Annotated in this window: 28 protein-coding genes; 19 read left to right on the top strand and 9 right to left on the bottom strand. The window is 27.1% G+C overall.

Annotated elements, in window-relative coordinates; genetic code table 11:
- Position 1 precedes the first annotated feature (1 nt).
- Positions 2 to 508 (bottom strand): DUF2953 domain-containing protein, encoded by a 507-nt coding sequence (locus tag CLSA_RS12690; protein ID WP_236903382.1) that lies wholly within the window; start codon positions 506 to 508, stop codon positions 2 to 4.
- Between the two features lie 186 nt (positions 509 to 694).
- On the opposite strand from CLSA_RS12690, the gene CLSA_RS12685 reads away from it, so the two are divergent.
- Positions 695 to 1537: a D-alanyl-D-alanine carboxypeptidase family protein gene (locus tag CLSA_RS12685; RefSeq protein ID WP_022746750.1), complete on the top strand. Its 843-nt coding sequence runs from the start codon at positions 695 to 697 to the stop codon at positions 1535 to 1537.
- 204 nt (positions 1538 to 1741) lie between these two features.
- Here CLSA_RS12685 and CLSA_RS12680 read toward each other — a convergent pair whose 3' ends face one another.
- Together CLSA_RS12680 and CLSA_RS12675 are read right to left on the bottom strand one after the other, a co-directional pair.
- Positions 1742 to 3019 carry an FAD-dependent oxidoreductase gene (locus tag CLSA_RS12680; protein WP_022746749.1) on the bottom strand — a complete coding sequence of 426 codons (1278 nt, stop codon included), beginning with the start codon at positions 3017 to 3019 and terminating at the stop codon, positions 1742 to 1744.
- Positions 3016 to 4005, bottom strand: a complete 990-nt coding sequence (locus tag CLSA_RS12675) for a sulfide/dihydroorotate dehydrogenase-like FAD/NAD-binding protein (protein WP_022746748.1) — start codon at positions 4003 to 4005, stop codon at positions 3016 to 3018. Before CLSA_RS12675 ends, CLSA_RS12680 begins: the two co-directional genes overlap by 4 nt.
- Before the next feature lie 201 nt (positions 4006 to 4206).
- On the opposite strand from CLSA_RS12675, the gene CLSA_RS22115 reads away from it, so the two are divergent.
- From CLSA_RS22115 to yjeM, 5 genes are all read left to right on the top strand, one after another.
- Positions 4207 to 4866 carry a cell wall binding repeat-containing protein gene (locus tag CLSA_RS22115; protein WP_022746747.1) on the top strand — a complete coding sequence of 220 codons (660 nt, stop codon included), beginning with the start codon at positions 4207 to 4209 and terminating at the stop codon, positions 4864 to 4866.
- A 379-nt stretch (positions 4867 to 5245) separates the two neighbouring features.
- Entirely contained in the window at positions 5246 to 5443 is a 198-nt protein-coding gene (locus CLSA_RS12665) for a hypothetical protein (RefSeq protein ID WP_022746746.1), read from the top strand.
- A gap of 104 nt (positions 5444 to 5547) precedes the next feature.
- On the top strand, positions 5548 to 6156 hold the full coding sequence (locus CLSA_RS12660) for a hypothetical protein (RefSeq protein WP_022746745.1): 609 nt from the start codon (positions 5548 to 5550) through the stop codon (positions 6154 to 6156).
- Between the two features lie 109 nt (positions 6157 to 6265).
- Positions 6266 to 6508: a hypothetical protein gene (locus tag CLSA_RS12655; protein WP_022746744.1), complete on the top strand. Its 243-nt coding sequence runs from the start codon at positions 6266 to 6268 to the stop codon at positions 6506 to 6508.
- A gap of 618 nt (positions 6509 to 7126) precedes the next feature.
- Positions 7127 to 8614: a glutamate/gamma-aminobutyrate family transporter YjeM gene (gene yjeM, locus CLSA_RS12650; RefSeq protein ID WP_022746743.1), complete on the top strand. Its 1488-nt coding sequence runs from the start codon at positions 7127 to 7129 to the stop codon at positions 8612 to 8614.
- Positions 8615 to 8763: 149 nt separating this feature from the next.
- On the opposite strand, the gene CLSA_RS12645 is transcribed toward yjeM, so the two are convergent.
- Positions 8764 to 9471, bottom strand: a complete 708-nt coding sequence (locus CLSA_RS12645) for a lysophospholipid acyltransferase family protein (RefSeq protein WP_022746742.1) — start codon at positions 9469 to 9471, stop codon at positions 8764 to 8766.
- 179 nt (positions 9472 to 9650) lie between these two features.
- Between CLSA_RS12645 and CLSA_RS12640 the strand changes: the two genes are divergently transcribed.
- The 7 genes from CLSA_RS12640 to CLSA_RS12610 all read left to right on the top strand — a co-directional run bounded on the left by CLSA_RS12640 (position 9651) and on the right by CLSA_RS12610 (position 16779).
- On the top strand, positions 9651 to 9917 hold the full coding sequence (locus CLSA_RS12640; RefSeq protein ID WP_022746741.1) for a hypothetical protein: 267 nt from the start codon (positions 9651 to 9653) through the stop codon (positions 9915 to 9917).
- 419 nt (positions 9918 to 10336) lie between these two features.
- Positions 10337 to 11047 carry a pseudouridine synthase gene (locus CLSA_RS12635; RefSeq protein WP_022746740.1) on the top strand — a complete coding sequence of 237 codons (711 nt, stop codon included), beginning with the start codon at positions 10337 to 10339 and terminating at the stop codon, positions 11045 to 11047.
- 168 nt (positions 11048 to 11215) lie between these two features.
- Positions 11216 to 12112: a MurR/RpiR family transcriptional regulator gene (locus CLSA_RS12630; RefSeq protein ID WP_022746739.1), complete on the top strand. Its 897-nt coding sequence runs from the start codon at positions 11216 to 11218 to the stop codon at positions 12110 to 12112.
- A gap of 248 nt (positions 12113 to 12360) precedes the next feature.
- Positions 12361 to 13698 (top strand): CCA tRNA nucleotidyltransferase, encoded by a 1338-nt coding sequence (locus CLSA_RS12625; protein ID WP_022746738.1) that lies wholly within the window; start codon positions 12361 to 12363, stop codon positions 13696 to 13698.
- Positions 13699 to 13759: 61 nt separating this feature from the next.
- A complete protein-coding gene (locus CLSA_RS12620; protein WP_022746737.1) occupies positions 13760 to 14038 on the top strand; it encodes a late competence development ComFB family protein in 279 nt (92 codons plus the stop codon).
- 80 nt (positions 14039 to 14118) lie between these two features.
- The gene (gene gloA, locus CLSA_RS12615) at positions 14119 to 14499 is read left to right on the top strand and encodes a lactoylglutathione lyase (RefSeq protein ID WP_022746736.1); all 381 of its coding nucleotides are present in this window, start codon (positions 14119 to 14121) and stop codon (positions 14497 to 14499) included.
- Between the two features lie 246 nt (positions 14500 to 14745).
- A complete protein-coding gene (locus CLSA_RS12610; RefSeq protein ID WP_022746735.1) occupies positions 14746 to 16779 on the top strand; it encodes a penicillin-binding transpeptidase domain-containing protein in 2034 nt (677 codons plus the stop codon).
- A 110-nt stretch (positions 16780 to 16889) separates the two neighbouring features.
- Here CLSA_RS12610 and CLSA_RS12605 read toward each other — a convergent pair whose 3' ends face one another.
- Entirely contained in the window at positions 16890 to 17072 is a 183-nt protein-coding gene (locus CLSA_RS12605) for a hypothetical protein (protein ID WP_022746734.1), read from the bottom strand.
- A gap of 167 nt (positions 17073 to 17239) precedes the next feature.
- On the bottom strand, positions 17240 to 18589 hold the full coding sequence (locus CLSA_RS12600; RefSeq protein ID WP_022746733.1) for a [Fe-Fe] hydrogenase large subunit C-terminal domain-containing protein: 1350 nt from the start codon (positions 18587 to 18589) through the stop codon (positions 17240 to 17242).
- Between the two features lie 305 nt (positions 18590 to 18894).
- On the opposite strand from CLSA_RS12600, the gene CLSA_RS23130 reads away from it, so the two are divergent.
- Positions 18895 to 19071 (top strand): hypothetical protein, encoded by a 177-nt coding sequence (locus tag CLSA_RS23130; protein ID WP_022746732.1) that lies wholly within the window; start codon positions 18895 to 18897, stop codon positions 19069 to 19071.
- On the opposite strand, the gene CLSA_RS12595 is transcribed toward CLSA_RS23130, so the two are convergent.
- Complete coding sequence (locus CLSA_RS12595) at positions 19068 to 19343, bottom strand: hypothetical protein (RefSeq protein WP_041716265.1); 276 nt, start codon at positions 19341 to 19343, stop codon at positions 19068 to 19070. The genes CLSA_RS23130 and CLSA_RS12595 overlap by 4 nt on opposite strands.
- Before the next feature lie 119 nt (positions 19344 to 19462).
- Positions 19463 to 19672 (bottom strand): cold-shock protein, encoded by a 210-nt coding sequence (locus tag CLSA_RS12590; protein ID WP_022746730.1) that lies wholly within the window; start codon positions 19670 to 19672, stop codon positions 19463 to 19465.
- Between the two features lie 177 nt (positions 19673 to 19849).
- Between CLSA_RS12590 and CLSA_RS12585 the strand changes: the two genes are divergently transcribed.
- The 4 genes from CLSA_RS12585 (at position 19850) to CLSA_RS12570 (ending at position 22466) form a co-directional block, all read left to right on the top strand.
- Positions 19850 to 20032, top strand: coding sequence for a hypothetical protein (locus CLSA_RS12585; protein WP_022746729.1), 183 nt, complete (start codon positions 19850 to 19852; stop codon positions 20030 to 20032).
- Between the two features lie 342 nt (positions 20033 to 20374).
- Positions 20375 to 20917, top strand: a complete 543-nt coding sequence (locus CLSA_RS12580; RefSeq protein ID WP_022746728.1) for an NADAR family protein — start codon at positions 20375 to 20377, stop codon at positions 20915 to 20917.
- A 164-nt stretch (positions 20918 to 21081) separates the two neighbouring features.
- On the top strand, positions 21082 to 21933 hold the full coding sequence (locus CLSA_RS12575) for a DUF2971 domain-containing protein (protein ID WP_022746727.1): 852 nt from the start codon (positions 21082 to 21084) through the stop codon (positions 21931 to 21933).
- A gap of 113 nt (positions 21934 to 22046) precedes the next feature.
- Complete coding sequence (locus CLSA_RS12570) at positions 22047 to 22466, top strand: hypothetical protein (protein ID WP_022746726.1); 420 nt, start codon at positions 22047 to 22049, stop codon at positions 22464 to 22466.
- A gap of 317 nt (positions 22467 to 22783) precedes the next feature.
- Here the strand turns inward: CLSA_RS12570 and CLSA_RS12565 are convergent, their stop codons facing one another.
- Positions 22784 to 23698, bottom strand: a complete 915-nt coding sequence (locus tag CLSA_RS12565) for a LysR family transcriptional regulator (protein WP_022746725.1) — start codon at positions 23696 to 23698, stop codon at positions 22784 to 22786.
- Between the two features lie 175 nt (positions 23699 to 23873).
- On the opposite strand from CLSA_RS12565, the gene CLSA_RS12560 reads away from it, so the two are divergent.
- Positions 23874 to 24788: a ketopantoate reductase family protein gene (locus CLSA_RS12560; RefSeq protein WP_022746724.1), complete on the top strand. Its 915-nt coding sequence runs from the start codon at positions 23874 to 23876 to the stop codon at positions 24786 to 24788.
- Positions 24789 to 24970 lie beyond the last annotated feature (182 nt).

Raw genomic sequence — 24970 nt, 5'->3', positions numbered from 1 at the left:
CCTATTTTAAAGGGGGCACCTCCCTTGTTTTTATTATAAATTTAAACAAAATGAATAATACATATATAATATTTGCAATTGAAAAGAAAAATATACTTGAAGTTTCAAATTTTAGTAAAGGATTATCTTCAAATATAGGATTTATATCATATTTGAATTTAGTGCTTTTAAATGGAATATTAATGATAATGTAAATTAAAGGTATTAATTGATATAATATACCATAAAAAAATCCTGTTTTAGCAGCATCGCTAAGAGAATAATCTAATTTAAAACTTATTCTTAAAAAAGGTTTAAACTTCGAGTTATATAGTTTTTTTATCAAAGATTTATAATTTATATTTTTAAAATTATATTTAGAAAATATTGTTTTTGCTTTTTTATCATAAGGCGTTTTTTCTTTTACAATTTCTTTTTTATTTTTGTTAGAGAAAATAGTAAAGTTGTATAATTTAATATAATAGTTGTTTGTAGTATAATAAGCAGTAATTTTTAATGGAATAGGCATAAAAAATATTAGGAAAATTATAAAGATAATGAGAAATAATTTCATAAAATCCCTCCAAAATTTGTATACTACATAAGTATTTACTATTTATAAAAAAAATAAACCTAAAAAATCACTAAACTAGGTTTAAAAAATGATTTTAAAGAGAAACTAGAATCAAATAGTAAATATAGAGGGTGATTAATTATGAGGAAGAGTATAAAAAGTATTACTATAATATTACTGAGTTTTATATTTGCTCAAATTTTATGTATAAATGTAAGTGCTGATACAAAATTTAGAGTAAATGCGAGATGTGCAATTGCTATGGATAAAGAAAGTGGTACAGTATTATTTGAACAAAATGCATATGAGTTAGTGCCAATGGCTAGTACAACCAAAATACTTACAGCTCTTATTGCTATTGAACAAGGTGATTTAGATAGAAAACTAACTATAAGTAAGAAAGCAGCTAGTATTAGAGGGTCTACTGTTGGATATAAAGCAGATGAAGAAATTACTTTAAGAGAATTAATTTATGGACTTATGTTTAGGTCAGGAAATGATGCAGCTATAGCAATAGCTGAAGGATTAGGAGGTTCAGTAGAAGGTTTTTCAGAAATAATGAACCATTATGCTAGAGGAATTGGAATATTAGATTCACATTTTGAATCACCTCATGGTTTAGATAGCAGTGAACATTATTCTTCTGCTTATGATTTAGCAATACTTACATCAAAAGGAATGGACTATGATTTGTTTAGAGAAGTTGTAGGTTCGAAGGAAATTTCTAAAGATAAATATAATTTTACTAGAGATTATAATAATATAAACAAAATTCTTTGGAAGATTCCAGGTGCAAATGGAGTAAAGACAGGTACTACTGGCCAAGCAGGAAAGTGTTTGGTTTCATCAGTTAATAAAAATGGAAAAGATATAATAATTGTAGTATTGAATTGTCCTGATAGATGGAACGTAACTGATAAAATATATAAACATGTATCAGAAACAGTTGCTTTTGAAAATCAAAATGTTAAAGAATTAATATAATATTAAAATGAGACTATGTTATCTTAGTTAAAATAACATAGTCTCGTTTTTTTAATATATAAAAAATTGTATAATGAGTATTTTCTATAAGTTGTAATATTTAAATTTTTTAGCTAAAATTTTATCATAAAACAGTAGTATTTTAATTATTTATTAAAATATATAGTATATTTTTGGCTAATGCTATTGTTGATGCATCTGAAGTTAACATAGTTTTTGATTGAAAATATTAGTAAGATTAATCTTATCAATTCTTGATTGAATTTCAGCTATATCAGTAGTATAAAGACCTAATTTCTGCATTCTCTTGAAATAGCTAGCTCCTGCGAAAGTATACCTGTCTTTTCTACCTTCCCTTGTTGCTGCTTTTTCATTGGCATATGATATTAAATCACCAATAGCAATAGAAGAAGGAAGGATTAATAGTGGCATACCCATAACTAATTTTACAGCATTGTGACCAGCTAAAGTTCCTGTGCAGATTGCTTCGGTATGTCCAACAAATAATCCACTTTTTTCTCCGGCACAGAATAAATTATCTACACCAGTAACTTTTAAATCATTTGTTCTAGGAGCAACGGATAAATATCTTATTGAATTACCCTTACTGCCTGCATAAGGATCAACATATTTGGCATTTTCTAAACCTTTAATTTTTCTGAGTTTATGCAAAGGATAATAAGTAGTCATAAGTTTAGCATGACCTGTATCTAAAAGTATTATATTTTCTGCAAATTCCTTTAATGCATATTGCTGGCAAACTTTTGTACTTAATTTACCATAATTAACATCTTCTTCTGGAACTTTTAATATTACAACGCCTTTAGAATCAAGTTCATTTCTTATTTCTTCTGATAAGCTTTCTTTAGCTAATTTACATGAACCTGAGAAGGCACCAAGTATATCATCGCCTCTCTCACCTTGAAGATCAGCAACACCACATCTTTGGCTTATACTAATTCTTGGACCAAAAGCAGGGCACCTTAAGACACACATAGAACAACCATTTCCATATCGTAAACAATTTCCCATAGGTCCAGTTGTACCAGTAGTTTCAATAAAAACATCGCCATCTATATAAGTTCCATCGCTAAGATATACTCCATTAATTTTTTTATTATCTAAATTAATATCAGTAACACGGCTTTCCATTAAAAGATTAATATTAAATGAAGTTAAGTATTTACGAACTTCACCTTCAATCATATTAACATTGTATAAAGTAGCATGCTTGTGACCTGGAAAATCTATATTGGTGTGAGTAGAAACTTTATCAGTAATTTGTATCAAGTCTCCACAGCCAAGAGCAATAAGTTCTTCTGATGCTGTGAATCTTCCATTGTTTCTCATTATACCGCCAACGTTACCAAGACCAAGTAAAAGATCAGTCTTTTCTATTATAGTAACATCCGCACCAGCTTTTTTGGCACTTAAAGCTGCGGCACAACCAGCCCAGCCGCCACCAATAATAACAACTTTCATATAAATCTTCTCCCTTCAAATATACTTCTTGGATCAGCTTGCTCTTTACAGAATCGCCTTACTTTGTGCCCAGCAAATCTTGCAGTGCAAGCTCCGCAAATTCCTTCGCCACAACACATTTTGAAATTATTACAACAAGAAAGCATAACATCATTTCTATCAATGTCATTTAAATAATTTATAATATTATAAGTTAATATATCAGCACCAGCTACATGAATGTAATTTACACCATCATTAAGGGCATCTTTTATTACAACTTTAGCATAATCGGATAAGTTTCCTTTATCCAATAATATTTTTTCTGTATATTTTGTTGAGTAATCATTCAAAAGTTCTTTTGCAATATTAGTTTCAAATGGACTTTTATCTATAACAATATTAATCTCGTTATTTTGATAAATCAATTTTCTTATTACAGGCATCATAGGAGCTAGCCCAATGCCTCTAGCAAGAATTAGACATTTATTATTATTTTGAGCTAATATATTTTTGAGTCCAAATACACCATTCCAATATGGTCCTCTAATTGATATGTTTTCGTTTGCGTTTATATTTTTTAATTTAGTGGTTTTTATTCCTCTGATTTCCACAGCAACTGTAATGATATCATTATCTATATCTGAGTTCATAATTGAAATTGGAACATCAAAATACTTATTTTCATCTGTCTTTATAAAAATGTAACTTCCAGGTTTGACTAAATCTAAAGCCAATTTATGTGGGGCTTTGAATTTAATAATAACTATATTATCATCATATTTAATTACATTTTCTACATTACAGTCATAAGTCTTACGTCCTTCTTTTGCCTTATAACCATTATTGTTAAGTTCTTGATATATACAAACCCCCTTCCAGTTTAAGCAATCGCAAAAACATTCACCTTGGCATTGAGAACAAATCAAACATTGCCCAGATTCTGCCAGTTTGCAAGGGCAGTATTCAGTTCCAGCATCTATACAATCAACAGTTTCCTTTATCATTGTATCTCCTTTAGATAAAATTGCTCCTCATAATAGATTATTTAAAAAGTTATAAATTGCTACTATTATATTTACAAAAGATAATATCTTTTTTATTGGCCTTAACATTTTGTGATTGTTTTTATATATATAATATCTTTCATATAAGTAATCAAATTGTTCTTAAAAAAATAAAATATTATATAAAGGGGATGAAATAATATGAAGAATAAATTGTTAAAGGCGGTTATAGCAATAATGTTTACAGGTTTAAGTACATTGGTGTTACCAGTGGGGGTAAATGCAGAGTGGAAACAAAATAGTACAGGCTGGTGGTATGAAGATGGCAATTCATATGCTACAGGGTGGAAATCAATTGGTGGAAATTGGTACTATTTCTATTCTAATGGGTATATGGCTAGTAATACAGCAATTGATGGTTACTATTTAAATTCTAGTGGAGCTTGGGTTCCTAATGCATATGTTGGTACTAGCAAAGGAAAAACATTGTTTTATATAAACAGAGGATATGAAAAGAATAATAAAAAATATATAGAGGGATATTTTGATAGGTTTGTTACTGATTTAGATGAAGCTAGGGATTATGAAAGAAGAACTGGAGATCAAGTAATTGTCCATGATGATACTGGAGATTATATACCAGATGATGGTTTTGATATGCCTATTAGTAATACTACAGTATTAGAAGTTGCGGATAATGTGAATATTAGTGAAATTGATTTTAATAGTAAAGGACAAGTTCTGATTGTTAATAAAGATTTTAACAGTATAATTGTTGGTAAATATAAGGATAGGCCAATTTTTGAAATAACTATTAAAGATGGCATGGTAACAGAATTGCATCAAGAGTATAGACCTTAAAGTTAAAAAAACGCTAGGCTTTGTTATTTTAACTATTATGAGTATTAAAATGTTTTTAAATAATAGAATTTTAAAGCAAATAAGCTCTTAACCATGTATATTCTGAAGAATATATATTCTTCAGAATATGTTTGAAAAATGTAGGGTGATGTGGTTTAACAGTTAAGATAGGAAAAAAAGAGCTAATTTAAATTAAGCGCTAGTATAGTTATTGACTAGTATTAATGCTAAAGGAAAGTATATATTTATGGATAAAGTTTTTTATACTTACTAATTTATAATACTTGAATATTAAATGCATATTGTGTTAATAATTCTTAGATAAATGAAATTTAAGTAATATAGCAAAATATTTGTATAAAAAAGTAGGCGAACAATTATGAAAAATTTATATGAAGGTAAAAAAGTAAAAATAAAATCAATTGATAATATAGATAGGTTAAGAGCCATTCAAATAGGAGATGAAGGTGAAATAGAAAGTTTCGAATATGGAATGGTTAATATAGTATTAAAAACAGGATTGGCAAGAGGCGGTTTATATTGCATAAGTGAGGAACAACTAGAAATAATTGAATGATATTTTATAGGAACTATGGGGATATCCTAGTTCTTATTTCGTATATACAAGTTATCTTTGGGCATTATATTAATAAACAATAGGATGTGCTTGGAGGAATACAAATGATTAAATTTAAAAGATCAATATTATTTATGATAGCTTTAATTATTTCCATGATGTTATTAGGATGTGGAAATATTAATCTTAAAAGTTTTACTGTAATAAATGAAAATGGATATGGAACGGTAAAATTACAAATATTATATGACAATTTTATAAGTTCAAAATTAGGAAATGATATAATTGATCATAAGTGGGCCAAAGAAAATGGTTATAGTTTCAATAGATATTTAAAAAATAATATAAATGTTGAGGAAATTACATATAATTTTAAATCTATTGAGGATTTGCAACAAAAAATAAATTCTAGCGGATTAGCTACAATGACTTATTTAAAAAGATCAGGAATTGGAGAAACTACATATAATATTAATCTAAAAGTAAATAAGCAATCTATTGATAAGTTAATTAAAGATAAAACTAACAATGATGAAATAATATATAATTATATAAAAAATATTAAATTTATTAATGAAGTTAAAGTTCCAGGTGAGGTAATAAAATCTAATGCCGCTGGGAATATAGATGAAAACATAAAAGAATGGACTTATAAATTAAGTCAGATAGATGGAGACACTAATTTATTGATTTCTTATAAAACGAAAAGTTGAATAATTCTAATTTTATTTTACATTTATAATCAATACATAATATAACCAAATTATGGTATAATATGTAAAATGAGAAAAACGAAATTTATACTCAAAGGAGTTGCATAACGTGTTATATCTATATTCAATATCAATAGTATTAAGCTGCATATCTTTAATATTTTTATTTATTAGAGTATTAGTAAATAAGAATAATATAAAATCAATGGGTGGAAAATATAGTTGGAAAGTGTTTATGACTTTAATTATAATTGGACTAATACCTATATTAAACATAGTACTTGCAATTTCAATTGCATATGTTTCAATATTAATGAAAAATGAAAATTTTATAAAACTAATCAATGAATAGAGTTATAAAAAAATTGATTTTATACATGTTCAGCTAATGTCAAGGAAACTATATTATAATATAAATAACTGCTTTACAATTATAACTTTGAGAGAGTAACAAATAGTAGAAATATTATTTGCTACTCTCTTTATTTTTACATTGATTTAATATAAACAAATTAATGAGTTGAGTTATAAATTATATATTGTTTAAAATATATAATGAATTTTGAGTAAATAACAAAGAAAATGATAATTAATTATCAATGTATATAAATGGTATGTTTGATTTAGAAAAAAATTAATAGTAATATTTAGAAGTATATATTCGTGTGAGTAAATAAGTTAAAGAGAATAATTTTAAGAGTTATTTCTTTAGATTAAGTTACATTTATTTAAAAAATTATAATGCACGATTGGGGAAAAAATAAAGTTGTGATTATAAAATTCTAGCAATAAGGATTAAGCTTAAATTAGACTAACATAAGAAGAAGTAATTTACACCTTGCAATTAAGGCATGTTGGACTTGCTATTTTCTTTCATATGCCTAAAACAAATCATAAATGTGATAATTAGATAAGACTCAAACTTCATTTTAACACATGAAAAATTTAAAAAGTAAGGAGTAAAACAAATATGGAAAACACTGAAAAACAGAAAAAGCTGACACTATTGACATTAATTCTTATGATTTTCACATCAGTATTTGGGTTCGCTAATATGCCAAGATCATATTACCTTATGGGATATGGGGCAATTCCTTGGTTTATACTAGGAGCTATAACATTTTTTATACCTTATGCTTTTATGATGGCGGAATATGGCGCAGCCTTCAAAGATGAAAAGGGAGGTATATATTCTTGGATGGAGAAATCAGTAGGGCCTAAATTTGCATTTGTGGGAATATTTATGTGGTATGCATCTTATATAATTTGGATGACTAACATATGTTCAACTATTTGGATTCCATTATCAAATACAATTTTTGGAGTTGATATAACATCAACTTGGAGTCTGCTCGGATTAAGTTCTACAAAAACTATTGGAATATTAGGATCTATTTGGGTAACGGTAGTATTTTTAATCTCAAAAAAAGGGATGAGCAAAATTACTAAATTTACATCAATAGGTGGAATTGCATGTGCATTATTGAATGTAGTATTAATAGTTGGAGCATGTATAGTACTTATTTTAAATAAAGGACAACTTGCAGAGCAAATTACATCAACAATGTCATTTGTTAATTCACCAAATCCAGCATATTCTAGTACTAGTTCCATGCTTTCATTCTTGGTTTTTGCAATTTTTGCATTTGGAGGTATTGAAGCAGTTGGGGGACTTGTTGATCAAACTGAAAATGCTGAAAAGACATTTCCGAAAGGAATAACAATTGCAGCAGTAGTTATATCTATTGGTTATTCACTTGGAATTTTCTGTGTAGGTGTATTTACAAAGTGGAGCAGTGTATTAGTAGGAGATAATGTAAACATGGCTAATGTAGCTTATGTTGTTATGAATAATTTAGGATTTACACTAGGAAATTCACTTGGTTTGAGTAATTCAATATGCATTCAAATGGGTAATTGGGTTGCTAGATTCGTAGGTTTATCAATGTTTTTATCCTTAACAGGTGCATTTTTTACGTTGTCATATGCACCACTTAAGCAATTAATAGAAGGAACACCAGCTAAGTTATGGCCAGGAAAAATGGCTGAAATAGATGAAAGTGGAATGCCAATAAATGCTATGATTATTCAAACAATAATAGTTGTAGTTATGGTATTACTTATATCAATGGGTGGAAAAAATGCTAAAGCATTTTTTGAAATGTTAATTTTAATGACAAATGTTGCTATGACATTACCATATCTATTTTTATCAACAGCCTTTATTTCATTTAAGAAGAAAGATAGTATATTAAAACCATTTGTAGTTTTTAAAAATAAGAACATAGCAGTAATTGTGGCTGTTATAGTTACTGCTACGGTTGGATTTGCTAATATATTTACAATTATAGAACCGTCACTTAAAGGTGATTATACATCAACGATTGTAATGATTGCAGGACCTGTAGTATTTACAATTTTAGCATTAATAATTCATTATATTGGATCAAAAAAATAGTATATAACATAAATTTCTATAAATAATAAACAAGCTGTTACAAAACTGACTATGTTAGTTTTGTAACAGCTAATTTTTTTGTTCAAAATAAGATAATTTTAATTAAATTCTAATTATCAAAGTATATTAACTTTATATATTATTTATAGTTAAGACATATTCAAATTGGATATTATAGTATTTCTAATATTGTTCATTAATAATTTTTCATCTTCTTTTGAGAGAGAATTTGTATATATTGGCTTTCCGTAAACTACTTTTATCTTATTTGGTTTAAATTTTTTATTATCTTCAAATGATCTGGAAGCTCTATCTATGCTCACAGGAACTATAGGTACTTGAGATTTTGTAGCAAGTTTTAAACTGCCTCTTTTAAATTCACCAACCTTTCCTTCCTTATTTCGAGTTCCCTCTGGAAATATTCCAAGACAATAACCATTCTTTAAGTTTTCAACTCCATCATTTATTGATTTAATAGCGCTTTTTGGGTTTTCTCTGTCGATTGGTACACTACCACTTCTTTTTATCCAATAACCTATAAATGGTGTTTTTAAAAGTTCTTTTTTTGCTATAAATCCCATTTTTTTATTTGATGAATAAAGTATTATTGGAATGTCTAGTATACTAGAATGATTTCCTATAAATACACATGGTTCATTAGGAATATTCTCTTTACCAGTTACGTCTAAATCTATGCCTATTATATTTAGCGTAAATTCACTCCATAGATAGGCAACTTTTTGCACATACTTAGAAGCCAAGTCTTGACCTTTAATTTTTTTAAGATAATTATATTTTAGACCTTTCATTCTCATAAATATCATATAAATTACATAGATAATAATTTTAAAAAACATTGTGTCTCCTCCTTTTAGTCAATACTATATTATCATATTATATTTTATTTTGCATAATTAGTGTAGATTATAGTCTTTATGTAAATAAAATATTAGTTATATTTATTTTTTAATCATAAAGAACAAAAAATGCAAAATTTGAATAAGATATATTAACAAAAGAATAGGAGTTGATAAACATGTCAAAATGTTCAAGTGATTGCTGCTGTTGTAATAGATGTTGCTGTCAACCTTCTTGTTGCTGTAACAATAATTTTTCTTGTTGTAATAGAGGCTGTGGCGGATTTGGAGGCTGCGGCAATGGATTTGGCGGTGGCTTTGGAGGATGCGGTGGTTTCGGCGGAGGCTGCGGCGGATTTGGAGGCTGTGGAGGAAGCTGGCTTTGGATCTTATTAATATTATTCCTCGGTGGAGGATGTGGAGGCTGTGGTGGATTCTTCTTGTAAGATTGCTACGCTTAATGAGACAAAGTAATTATAAAATAATCTCATTATGAGATAATAGAGACGCTTATGAAAGCGTCTCTATTATTTTCAGTATTATAGTATTTTAGTGTTAAAAATTTAATAGATATCTACTTGGAATTTTTATAAACATATAACATATGGTTGTAATTAAGTGATAACAATAATTATATAGTACCATAAGAAAAAAGGTTAAAATAATACTAAATAAGATATACCATTAGCATAATAAACATAATTATATGCATTAATTGATATTATGATAAGATATTTTTAAATATTTAAACAATTATTGGTACATGAATTGTTGTATTATAGCATTGAAAAAGATATAATCTAAAATGTCAAAAGATGAAAAATGTATCATAAATTATAGGTACAAAATATGGAGTGAATAAATTATGGAAGAAAGATTACAAAAATATATGGCCAGTTGTGGTATCGCTTCAAGGAGAAAATGTGAAGAGATAATATCTGAAGGCAAAGTCAAGGTTAATGGTGTTTTAGTGAAAGAATTGGGAATTAAAGTGGATCCTTTAAAGGATAAAGTTGAATATGAAGGTACAATAATAACCAAGGAACAAAAAAAAGTATATATAATGCTTAATAAGCCAGAAGGATATATAAGCTCTGTAAAAGATGAAAAGGGTAGAGCTACTATTTTAGATATAGTTAAGGTAGAAGAAAGAATATATCCAATTGGAAGGCTTGATTATGATAGTTCGGGTCTTTTATTATTAACTAATGATGGAGAAATATATAATAAAATAATTCATCCTAGAGTAGAACTTATTAAAAAATATATAGTTGTAATCAAGGGAGAATTTACGCAAAAAGATATTAAAAAGTTTGAAAGCGGAATAGATATAGGTGGTTATGTAACAGCACCAGCACACATTAAAGTTATAAGTTTTGATAAAGATATATCGACACTAGAAGTTGGCATACATGAAGGTAAAAACAGACAAATAAGAAAAATGTGTGCTGTATTAAATCATGAAGTATTATCTTTAAAGCGAATATCAATAGGAAATATAAAACTTGGATATTTAAAACGCGGAGAATGGCGAGAATTAAATAAAGAAGAAATAAGTTATTTAAATGATTTATAATATTGTAGTTACAAAGCTAATAAACATATTACAATGAATTTTTTTCGAAAAAAACTTGCAAACTTTTAATAGTTGAAGCTAAAAATGAGTTATTTATTGAATATTTCAAGTTAAGATGATAGAATTAGAGTAGAATTATTCAATATAGTAGTAACAGGAAGGCAAAAGATGGATGAATTAAAGAATGAAAATAATAAAGATTTAATGAGATTGATTCAGGGGAAATTTATAAGATTAAGCAAAGGTCAAAAATTGATAGCTGAATATATATTAAAAAATTATGATAAGGCAGCATTCATGACAGCAGCAAAGCTTGGTATATCGGTTGGAGTATCAGAATCTACAGTTGTAAGATTTGCAAATGAATTGGGATTTTCAGGTTATCCAAAGCTTCAAAAGGCATTACAAGAGCTTATAAAAAATAAGCTTACTACAGTTCAAAGACTGGAACTTAGAAATGATTATTTTTCAGATGGGGACGCTTTAAAAGGTGTTCTTAAGGCGGATATGGAAAATATTAGAGCGACATTAGAAAAAATAAATCAAAATACTTTTGAGGATGTTGTTAAATGTATATTTGAAGCAAAGAGAATATACATAATAGGTCTTAGAAGTTCAACAGCACTTGCAGAATTTTTAGGGTTTTACTTAAATATAATTCTTCAAAATGTTAAAGTTGTAAGTTATGGTATATCTGATGTTTTTGAACAAATGATTAATGTTGGCGAAGGTGATTTAGTTATAGGAATCGGATTTCCAAGGTATGCAGCTAAAACAATTGATGCACTTGAATTTTCACAAGATAGATCTGCAAAGGTAGTTGCACTTACAGATAGTTTATTATCGCCATTAGCATCTAAAGCAGATTATACATTAATTGCACAAAGTAATATGGCATCTTTTGTAGATTCATTAGTTGCACCTTTATCAGTAATAAATGCATTAATTATTGCTGTTGGAATGAGAGAAAAAGAAAATATATCTGACATATTTGGCGATTTAGAACAAATATGGAAGAATTATAACGTATATTCAATTAATAATAGAAATGTAGCGGATGATTAAAAATATAGTGATATATTTAAGTGATAGAAAGGTTTTAAAGATACTTGTAAATAAGTTGTCTTTAGAGCCTTTTTGTAAGTAATGAACAATATAGTATAATTAAAATAAATCAATTTGAATTTTTAATTATTGACATCTAGTATTATGTTATTATGTGAACAATAATTAAATGTGAATATAATAATAATTTTTTATATTAAAAAGACATTTAATATCTATTATTTAAGATATTAAAAGGAGACGAGGAAATGAATGTTAAATTGAATATGCCCGAAGACGTTAAATATATTTTAAATAAATTAAACAGCAGTGGATATGAAGCATATATAGTTGGAGGATGCGTTCGGGATAGCCTTTTAAAGAAGAACCCTAAAGATTGGGATATAACAACTAAAGCTAGACCGGAACAGGTTATAGGACTATTTGAAAAGGTTATTTTGACTGGAATTAAACATGGAACAGTTACAGTTGTTATAAATAAAGAAGGCTACGAAGTTACAACATATAGAACTGATGGACAGTATGAAGATAATAGACATCCAAAGGAAGTGAAATTTGTAACTAGTTTAAAAGAAGACTTATCAAGAAGAGATTTTACAATTAATGCAATGGCTTATAATGAAGAAAATGGCTTGATTGATTATTTTGAAGGAATAGAAGATTTAAGTAAAAAAATAATAAAAACTGTAGGTAATCCGAATAAAAGATTTAATGAAGATGCATTAAGGATGCTAAGGGCAATCAGGTTTTCAGCTCAATTGGATTTTGAAATTGAAGAAAGTACAATTGATGCAATAAAACATCTTAGAAATAATATAGAAAATATATCTAAAGAACGGATAAGAGAAGAATTTAATAAAATATTAATTTATAAACCTAATAATATAAACCTTTTAAAAGAATGTGGATTATTAGAATATATTATACCTGAAATGATAAAAACGTATAATTTTAATCAAAATAATACTTGTCATATATATAACTTATATGAGCATTCAATTGCAGCTACAGAAATGATAGAGCCTATACTTCATTTAAGATTGACTATGCTGTTGCATGATTTAGGGAAAATAGAAACTAAGACTACTGATGGAAATGGAGTTTCACATTATTATTGTCATTCTAAGGTATCTAAAAAAATATCTGAAAAGATACTTAAAAATTTAAAATATGATAATGATACTATAAATAAAGTGAAGTCATTAATTGAATATCATGATGATACATTAAAAACTAATGTATCAATAAAATGGATGTTAAATAAAATAGGTGAGAGCTTATTTTTAGATTTAATAAAAGTACAAAGAGCTGACATAAAAGCTGAGAATGAAACTTATGCTAAAGATAAATTAATGGAACTTGATTTAATAGAAAACAAATTAAATCATATATTAGAAAAAGATGAATGTTTTAATTTAAAAAAATTAAAGATTAATGGACAGAATTTGATGGATATAGGTTTTAGTAAGGGAAAAGAAATAGGAGATACATTGAATTATCTATTAAAATTAGTTATAGAAAATCCAGAATTAAATCGAAAGGAAACATTACTAGAAATAGTTAAAGTAAGAAATAAAAACAACTAATTTTTTATTAGAAACAATAGTAGCATAAGCATTTATAAATTAAAATAAAGGAGAAAATAATATGAATGGTGTAATTAATTACATGGAAGTATTAGTGGAAGAGCACATGGAAATATTATTGAAAGAGAGCAATAGTTGTACGTGTGATAGATGTAAGAGCGACATTTTTGCCCTTGCATTAAATAATTTAAAACCTTATTATGTGGTTACACAAAGAGGAAGAGTAATGACAAAGCTACAAATGACTGAACAACAATTTGATACAGATATAACTATTGAAGTCACACGAGCAATTGAACAAGTTAAAAACAATCCTGCTCATAATGTAACCATACTATAATATTAGGAAGATACTTTGTTTATCTTAGATTATATGGTATGCTAAAGTAAAGAAATATGAAAAATAAGGGGTACGAATATATGGAAGTACAAATGTTACATACATGCATAAGAGTTAAGAACTTAGAAAAATCTTTAAGATTTTATGAAGATGCACTAGGGCTTATTGAAACTAGGAGAAAGGATTTCCCAGAATATAAGTTTACACTTGTTTATTTATCAAATGAACTTGGAGGATATGAGATTGAACTTACTTACAATTATGATGTCGAGAAGCCTTATGAGCTAGGAAATGGATTTAGTCATACTGCAATTGGAGTAAAGAACTTAGAAGAAATGAGAAATAAACATATATCATTAGGATATGAAGTTACTGATTTGAAAGGATTACCAGGATCAAAGCCAGATTATTACTTTGTAACTGATCCAGATGGATATAAAATAGAGGTTATAAGAAGATAAGTATTATAAGTGATTTGTTATTCACCATATTTTAGTAGACATGGCAAACTTGCTATGCCTACTAAAATATGGTGATTTTTGTTATATAAAAATATTATGTGAATTAAAAAAATATATATGAAATACATAAAAAAGAGTTATAATTAAGAAAAGAAAACTGGTTAATATTGCTTATTATAAAATAAGTATCTAATTAGCAGATATATTATATTAAGTATCATAATAAGGTAAAAAGGAGGATTATTTTTGAAAAAAAATAAAAACATTTACATAATAATTGGTATTGGAGTAGTCATTATTCCTGTTATTCTATGCACTGTGGCATGGTTTATATATAGTAAAGCACATAAACCTGAATATATATTAGAACAATATATTCAATTACTTAATGAAAAAGAATATGAAAAAATGTATGATTTAGTTGATGCAGCGACAAAAGATAAAGTATCTGAAGAAGAATTCGTTGCAAGAAATAAAAATATATATGACGGAATTGAAGCGAAAGATATTCAAATACAAGTTAAAAATGTAGAAACAAGTGGAAATAAATCAACGATACAATATGATATACACATGAATACCATATGTGGAGAACTAGAATTTTTAAATACTGCAACAATGGAAAAGGAATCAAGAAAAGGATATACTTTAAAGTGGAATTCAAAAGATATATATCCAGATTTAACTGACTATGACAAGATTAGAATAAGTGCAACAAAGTCTAGAAGAGGGGATATTTTAGACAGAAGTGGAGAAAAACTCGCAACAGATTCTTATGCATCTAATATAGGAATTATACCGGGAAAATTAGGCGATAATAGAGATGAATCCGTTAAAAAGATTTCTTCAATCTTAGGAGTATCCATAGATTATATAAATAATCAATTAAATTCATCATATGTCAAACTAGACATGCTTATTCCTATTAAAACAATTCAATATGGAGATGATAGAGTTGCAAGTTTAGCACAAATACCTGGTATTATGATAACTCAACAGGATTCAAGAATCTATCCATTGGGCGAAAAAGCTGCACATTTGACAGGGTATGTGCAAACAATAAGTAAAGATGAATTAGAAGAAAATAAAGATAAAGAATATACTGAAAAATCTATAATAGGAAAAAGTGGAATTGAAAAAGCTTATGAAAATACCTTGAGAGGTATAGATGGTATAGAAATATATATACAAAACAGAGAAGGCGAGAAAAAAACTTCTATAATTAGCAAGCCAGTGAAAAATGGTACGGATTTAAAACTAACAATTGACAACAATATGCAAAACTTGTTATATGGACAACTTGGAAATGATAAAGGAACTTCAGTGGCAATGAATCCAAATACCGGAGAGGTTTTAGCACTTGTTAGTACTCCATCATATAATCCAAATGATTTTGTACTTGGAATGGATAATAACAAGTGGAATAGTTTAAATAATGATCCAAATCAACCACTATATAATAGATTTCAAGGAACATTTACACCTGGTTCAACGTTTAAGCCAATAACTGCTGCTATTGGGGTTGATAGTGGAAAAATTAATCCTAGTACTAATAAAAATATAACTGGACTTAGTTGGAGAAAAGATAGTAGTTGGGGTGATTATTATGTTACAAGAGTAAGTGATTATTCTGGAGAATCTAATCTGTTAAATGGTCTTGTTTATTCAGATAATATATATTTTGCTCAAGCAGCTTTAGATATAGGAAAAGATATTTTTAAAGATAAGTTAAATAATTTTGGATTTGGAGATAAAATTCCATTTGAATATCCTTTATATAATTCACAATTTGCTAAAGAGGGTGATTTTAAAACAGAAGTTCAGTTGGCAGATAGTGGATATGGACAAGGAGAAATATTATTAAATCCAGTTCATTTAGCTTCGATATATACATTGTTTCAAAATGATGGTACAATTTTAACTCCGTATCTTTTATATCAAGATACCCCACAGCCAAAACCATGGAAAGCTAATCTTATATCAAAAGAATCTGCTAATACAGTTTTACAAGATTTAGTTCAGGTAGTTCAAAATCCAAATGGGACAGGACACCAAGCGTATACTCCAGGTCTAACTATAGCGGGAAAAACTGGAACTGCGGAAATAAAATCAACTCAAAAGGATAAGAGTGGAACAGAGTTAGGTTGGTTTGTGGGTATGACTACGAATAAAGCACCCAATAATTTATTAGTAGTAATGATGGTAGAAGATGTTAAAGATAGAGGTAGTAGTCATTATGTAGTTCCTAAAGTAAAAACTGCATTGGAAACAGTTAAATAATGTTATAATCAATATAATAAAAAATAACCAGTAGACTGCTCTTCTGGTTATTTTTGCTTATTTGCATAGGTGTAACATAAAAAATTATTCAAGTAGTAAAAAAGAATAGTTTATTCTTTAAAGATTAAATCTACTTCTGATGATGTTACCCATTTTTCATATAGCCCATTATATGAAAAACCCATATCTAAGTTTCTAAAAGCATTGTAATCTGAAGATATGATTTTTAAATTTTCTTCATTTTTTTCTTCTACTAAAAGTTTATAGCCCTGAATTTTACAAAATGTTTGCATTTTAATTCCCCCAATTAATTTCATTTGATTTGGATTTAAATCAAGTCTGCTTATGCTTTTTATAAGTATATCATAAAAATTGGGTATATTAAATTTAAAAAATTTAAAATTATTAAAAACATTAAAGATAAAAGAATTATATTTAATTTATTAAAAAAGTAATTGATTTAAAATGTACGTTCTAGAATGCTAACTTTTTCTTCATCTTTAAAATCTTCTAAAGAAGTTATATTGATATTATTTAAAACATCATCAAGGACATCGCTATGAAGAGGAACTTTTATAGGTGAATCATATGCAGTATTATCAACGCAAATTTTTCCTTTATCAGTAGGAATAATTCTTTTTGGACCGCCAACACAGCCACCAGGACATCCCATACCTTCGATAAAATTAGCATCGATTTTTCCTTGCAATGCATTTTCTAACATCTCCTTGCAATCTTTAACGTCAGAAACTTGAGCTGATTTAAAATGTTTGAATTTTTCTGGATAAAGTTCTTCTATAACTTCCGATATTGCAATTGAGACACCACCACTACGAGCGTATAAACGACCGCCTCTTGATGCATATTCGATTGAAGGAATACCTTTCATTTTATTAGGTTCAATGTTTAAAGCTTTAAATATTTCATCAAGTTCTTGGAAAGTTAATACGAAATCTATAGCACCAGCTATGTCTTTTTCCTTAGCTTCTGCCTTTTTAGCAATACATGGCCCTACAAATACTACTTTGGCATCTTTATTAAGCTTTTTAATAATACGGCCAGCAGCAATCATAGGAGATACAGAAGGTGAAAGATCAGGAACAAGCTCAGTATAAACCTTTTTAAGCATTCCAACCCATATAGGACAGCAACAAGATGTTATCATTAAATCTTTAGGTCCATTTACATGCTTATCAAACTCAACAGCTTCTTTAATTGAGAGTATATCAGCAGCAAATGCTACTTCTATCATATCAGTGAAACCTAATTTAATAAATGCAGCTCTTAACATATCTAAAGTTACATCATCTCCAAATTGTCCGGCAATTGCAGGAGCAACAGCGGCAATTACTGTTTTACTATCATGTATTAAATTCATAACAGGAATAAATTCAACTTTATCTAAAATACGTCCATTAGGGCAAGAGTCTACACATAAACCACAATTAACACATAGATTAGAATCTATGTATGTATTTTTCTTTTTGCTATCGTAACTTATAGCATTAAATGGGCATGCTGCTTCGCACTTAAATTTTTCATTGCCATCTTTAGAACAATTAGCTGAGCAGTCTTCAAGTTTTTTTACTATTCTTTTATTGACTGCGTAATTTGTTATTGCTTTTTTTATGTTATATATATAGTTATTATCAAATTTAATATTAACACCACATAATGAAGTAATAATTTCAAAAGTTTCTTGTGGAGATTTTTCATGACAAACCATAATACTAGAAAGAGTTTCATCAAAATTACCTTCATAATATGATTTAACTAATTCATCAAATAAATCATTATATTTACTATTCATTAATTTACCTCCTTTAATTTTAACATATATATTAATATGTTATTTATACATATATTAAAAACATAAAATATTTATTTATATATTAGTATATATAATTTACCAATAATAATACTAAAATATTAAATTGATAGATTATAGTAGGTAAAATATAAAAATTAATTTTAGTAAATTGATAAATATGAAAAAGTAGTTTTATTGTTTTATTAATATTTATTTCTAACTCTCTTAAAAAATATATTTTAAATAATAAAAATATGTACATTTATGTAATGTTATTCATATATTAAGAGTGTGGTGATGGTAATATGAGAACAATGAATTTTGAGGATTTAAAGATAAATAAATTAGAAGTATCAACATCTATACCAACAGAAATTAAAGTTTCAGGGAGCACTACAATAGGTTCATTAGATATAAAACCAGTTGCAACTAATTTTGATGGCAATAGGGTAAAACTCACTGGAGATTTTAAAGATACTTAAATACAAGTAAGTTCATCTATAGATATTATTATGCTATTGGAGGTAAGGTACTTAGAAAATTCTAATGGAAATGTAAATGAGAGGGTATCGCCAGGAAATAATTCAGTTATATTTATATCTTTAGAAAATATTATTAATTTATCATCTATTTTAAAGGCATAGTTATATAAATTTTTATAACTATGCTCATTTTCTTGAATCATCCCCATATTAAATTCAATAACTAATACATTAGATCTATAAGAAGCTCTTTTCAGTAATGAAAAATTCATAAAATCACCTCCGACTGTTTTAATCATATTATATTCATCATTATCGGAGAGTGTTATTAAGAGTACTTACAATTTAATGTTATATTAAATGTAAAATTGTAGAATGTGTATTGATAAATTTATAAGCTTTGAATATTTGTAGCCATAGGACCTTTTTCATTTTCTTTAATATCAAAAGTAACATTTTCTCCTTCATTTAACTCTTTGTCAGGTCCTTTATCTTTTATTTGAGAGTGATGTGCAAACACATCATTTCCACCATTGCAGGATATGAATCCATATCCTTTTTCTTTATCATACCATTTAACTACTCCAGTTGTACTTGCCATTATTTATATCCTCCTTATATTAATTGATATAGTAATAGTATTTGCTAAAATACAATTTTAACACCTTGATAAATTAGGAAAACATAAATAATAGTCTTACTGATATTTAACTGATATCTATAGGAATATAATTTAAAATCCTGGAAATACTTTTAGTATTGAAAAGGAGGAAGGACAATGAATATAACTAATAAATATAAAAAAAATATAATGATTTCTAATAAATATTCAAGGGGAGAAGATTATATGGATACTATAGAGGGATATGATGATTTGGAAATTAAAGATGAACAGAAGCATAATGATTATGGAGAAAAAAGAGAATTTACAATGAGGATTTTTCCAGATCCAGATTGGTAAAGAATTCAGGAATATGAAAATAAATAACAAGTCAAAAGTTTGTCATGGATATTTTTTATCAGTCAAGGAGGTAAATTGCTGTTATAGCGGAACTATTATGTGAATTTACCGACGTGAGTAGTGAAACCAAATCTATGATTTGATATAGATTACTTTGTGAGTACTCAGTGAGTGTGTGCGAGTTGAGCTTCATTGGATTAAAAATAGACTGGCAAATCGACTTGTTATTTTATATATTGGAAAAAATGTTAAAATATGATATATTTTAAACAGTGATTAAGTTGAATAGAATATATAAGCAAAAATATTTTTAAATGGTTTGTTTTAGGAGGTGCTATAGACATGTATGGAGTTAAAGATGTACAAGCTAAGTTTAGAGCTGGTGAACAACTTGAATATATATTTTTTTGGGGACATCAAAAGACATTAAATGGAACTGTAACTAAAACATGTCTTAGTCAATGGTATCAAGAACCATTTGAAATGAATAATTTTACCTATCAATGTGCAGAACAATATATGATGGCTGAGAAAGCAAGAATATTTAAAGATGAAGAAGCACTTGATAAAATACTCAAAGCATATCATCCTAATCAGATGAAATTGATTGGTAAAAATATAAAAAATTTTGATTTGAAAATTTGGAATGAAGTAAAGTTTGATATAGTTAAAATTGCGAATTTGGGGAAGTTTTCTCAGAATTATAAACTAAAAAAATATCTGCGTTCAACAAAAAATAAAATTTTAGTACAAGCAAACCCTCATGATAAAGTTTGGGGAATTGGATTTTCAGAAAATGATTGTTTATCTCAAAATCCTTTGTATTGGAATGGAGAAAATCTGCTAGGATTTGTTTTAATGAATGTAAGAGAAATTTTGTTATAAATAATATAGATCAATTGAAACATTCAAATAAGAACGTTGAAGTATTTTACTATGTTTTTAAATAGTATTTAAAGTTATTGCATAATAATTATTGAAATTGTGTAATTTATAATGTTAGCATTTTAATAGCAATGCATGATTAGTATGAAATTAAGGTGATATATATGGATGAAAAAATAGATTTTTATAAAATTGATAACTTGTTAGAAGAACATAGTGTTGAAGAAGTTATACAATATAAAAACAAATTTATTCCTAAAAAGTTATATAAATATAATTTATTATTAGATGAAAAATACTTAGATTTTGAGTTGGAGAATAACAAAAGACTAAATTCATTAGAATGTAATACAATTTGGCTCTCGAATCATAAAGCTTTTAACGATCCATTTGAATTTGAAATGCTTGCAATAGATAAAGAAAGATTAAAAAATACTAATTGGGATATTAAGGATGTAGAGGAACAAATAGATATATTTAAAGAGAGAACTTTAGTTTCATGTTTTAGTTCAAAAGTAGATAATAATATGCCTATGTGGGCTCATTATGCTAATAATCATAAGGGATATTGTGTTGAGTATTTAGTAGAGGATCCAAATATGATTTTTCCAGTTTCATATGAAGGAAAGAGGACAAAAAGTGCAGTTATTTTAACTAATTTAGTCTCAGAAATATATAAATCATTTCAAAAAAAATTAACAGAACCAACTGAAAAATTTTATAAATATTTTTTATATTTATATTTTTCACTATGTTGTAAAAATAATTTTTGGGAATATGAAAATGAGTACCGATTATTATATTGTGATTTAGATAAACAAATAACAAGTGGTAAAAGGATAAATATAAATAGAGTAGGATTAAAAGTAGAATCTATATATGTGGGTCTAAAATGTGAAGAAGAATATGCTAAAAGAATAATAAAAATAGGAAACAAGATTAATTGTAATGTTTACAAGATGGAATTTGATAAGTATGGGGAAGATTTTGGACTTATACCTAGGAAAATAAGATAATATATTTATAATTTAAGGCTGAATTGTTTTAAACAACATAAGTTAATGGTATAATATATAAATCTTCATTAAGTATTTAATGATTAAATAAATATGTAGGGTGAGAAATCTAAATGAAATTTGAACAACTTGAAAAGAAAATAAATAAACTAGATAATGATATAGAATCATTAAGAAGAGCTAAGCACTATTTATCTAATAAAGATGAGATTAATGAAATAATTGAGATATTAAATCAAGAGAGACAGGTATATGCAGATGAAATATATATTGGGGATGGCATAGCATATATCGAATGTTTGGAAGTTATAAAAGGATTATTAAATAAAGAATTAGGAAAAGATGAACAAATAGAATTATTAGAAATCATAAAAGAAAATCATAAAAGAAAGTCACCTAACGTTAGTAAAAAGAGCTATGGACTTAATGCATGGCTTAAATTTCTTGATGTTGAATGTACATGGACAGAAATACCACATAAAGACTGGGCTATTTTGATTATAACAGGATTTAAGCCAAGAACTAATCAATAGCAAATTCATATACAATTAATGCATATAAAGCTGTAAAAATTTAATATTAAGGCACATGAAAGAAAATAATAGACCAAAGATGCGATACATATTTGGCGTCAGGCAAGGAAGGAAGTTTTAGTAATAGCGAGCCTATTGGCAAAACTTATTGACGCAGTATGACGCAAAATAGGTAAGCATACTGGTCTATTATTTTTTTTGATTGTGCCTTAATTAAAGAGGCTGCCTCAAAATAAATTTTAGATAAAATATATTGGTTGATTAAAGCACTAAACAATCAACATATTGTACTAATTTTATATTTTGAGGCAGCTATTTTATTGCATGTTAATAGCATGCTCATTTTTTAAAAAGTCAATTAGTGTTTTGGCAGCTATAGATAAGCTTGTGGAATTTTTATAAATGATTCCAATATATCTGGGAGGAATTTTTTTATCAAGAGGAATCTCAATAAGACTACCTTTTTCTAAATCAGTAAGTGAAAAATCCTCTATTATAGATGTGATTCCAAGTCCGGTCTTTGCACATTCGATTAAAAAATCCATATTGCTAGCTTCAATATAAGGTGTTATTTTTAAATTTTGTTTATTAAAATATTCATCAATATGTTCTCTAGTGGCATTAGGTTTTTCTAGAAGCATAAATGAACCACGAGAAAATATGTCATCGATTGATTTATAATTCAATTTTTTTAGATAAGTATTATTAGCTACAAAAATATCTTGCATTTGGCAAAGTTTAATAAATTGAAGATCAGCTTCATTTGGAATTTCATTTTTACATGATGCAATAATACCTAAATCTAATTTATCTTCTTTAATTAAATTGATTGTATCTAATGTAGGTTTATTTATAATATTAATTTTGAAATGTGAGTATTCTTTTGAAAAATTTCTAAATTTGGGTAAAAAATAGCTTTTTCCAACTGTAGTACTCACGCCTAAATTTATATTTCCAATCTCTTTGTTTTTTAACTTTTCTAAAATATTTTCTCCTAAATCGATCTGTTTAAAAGCTTTTTCTATATGAGTGAATAATATTTCTCCTTCAGGTGTTAAATTAACACCTTTTGAATTACGTGAAAAAAGAGTTAATTTAATTGAGTTTTCTAGTGTTTTTATAGATTTGCTTACAGCTGGCTGAGAAACAAAAAGCAGTTCTGATGCACGGGATATATTTTTACATTGAGCAACAACAAAAAATACCTTATAAAGATTCAAATCGAATGTCATGATATAACCTCCTGTTATAATATTTATAACTAATATATATTTCTATTATATATTGATGGGTAGTAAAATAAAATAAATCAAGAAAATAAAATTTGTTCTATTAATAAATTTTATATATTAATTTTATTTATTTTTTTGGATTGTGCCTTATTTACAGGAAAGGAAGGAATGTATTATGAAAATTGGTGTTATAGGTATTGGTGCTACAGGCGGATATATAAGTGCAATGCTTTGCAAAAGTAATGAAAATGTTTATGTTATTTCAAGTGGAAAAACAATGAATGCAATAAAAAACAACGGAATTATATTAAAAAATGAAACAAATGATAAGTTAGTGGTTTATCCAAAGCTTGTCACAGATGATGCAAGTGAAGCGGGAATTATGGATATTGTGTTTGTTTGTGTAAAAGAATATTCGCTCAAGAATGCAGCAAAAGCTATTTCGCCTATGGTTGATAATCATACACTTGTTATTCCTATCATTAATGGGGTTGACGGTGGAAGTAAATTATATTCTTACTTAGGAAAAGGAAAAGTAGCAGAAGCAGCTATGTACATTGTTTCTAAAGTAGAATCACCAGGGGTAATTAAATGTGCGAATAAAAATAGAAAAATTATTATAAGTGCAAGTAAAGAACGCAAAATTTATAAAAAGAGATTAGAAGAAATATATAATATTTTGACAAAAGCAGAAATTATATGTGAAGTGCGTAAAGATGCGGAAGTGATATCATGGGAAAAACATATGTTTAATTATGCATTTAATGTAACAGATTCATACTACACTTCATCATCAAATAAAATATTAGATGATGAAGAAAAATTTAATACTTTTTGTAATTTAGCTAAAGAATGTGAACGTGTTGGGAGGGCTAAGGGAATTAATCTTTCGAAAAATATTTATAATACTACTATAAATATTCTTATGAAACTATATTCTAAGAACACAGCACCTGTAAATAATCATATGAGTGTTGGTAAAAATTTTGAATTGCAAAGATTTTGCGAAGAAGTTTATAGAATGGGACAGGAAGTGGGAATTTTAACACCTTATAGCAAAGAGGCTTATAATAAATTGAAAATTTCGTGAATTATAGATAAATAACTTGATATTTGAACTTATGTGCTAACTAACCGAAAGAAGCTATATTCTTTTTCTCGGTTGCTAGATAATTGGGTAGTGGATTTCTACCAGTAGAAGTTGTCACCTTTCTAGTTAAGATATATTACAAATCTTAGATCAAGTTTGTTTAACTTTCATTCATTTGAATC

Origin of the sequence: Clostridium saccharobutylicum DSM 13864, assembly GCF_000473995.1 — a bacterium.
Lineage (GTDB): Bacteria > Bacillota > Clostridia > Clostridiales > Clostridiaceae > Clostridium > Clostridium saccharobutylicum.
The sequence above is the reverse complement of the archived record's forward strand: the minus strand, read 5'-3'. Positions and strand labels throughout refer to the sequence as shown.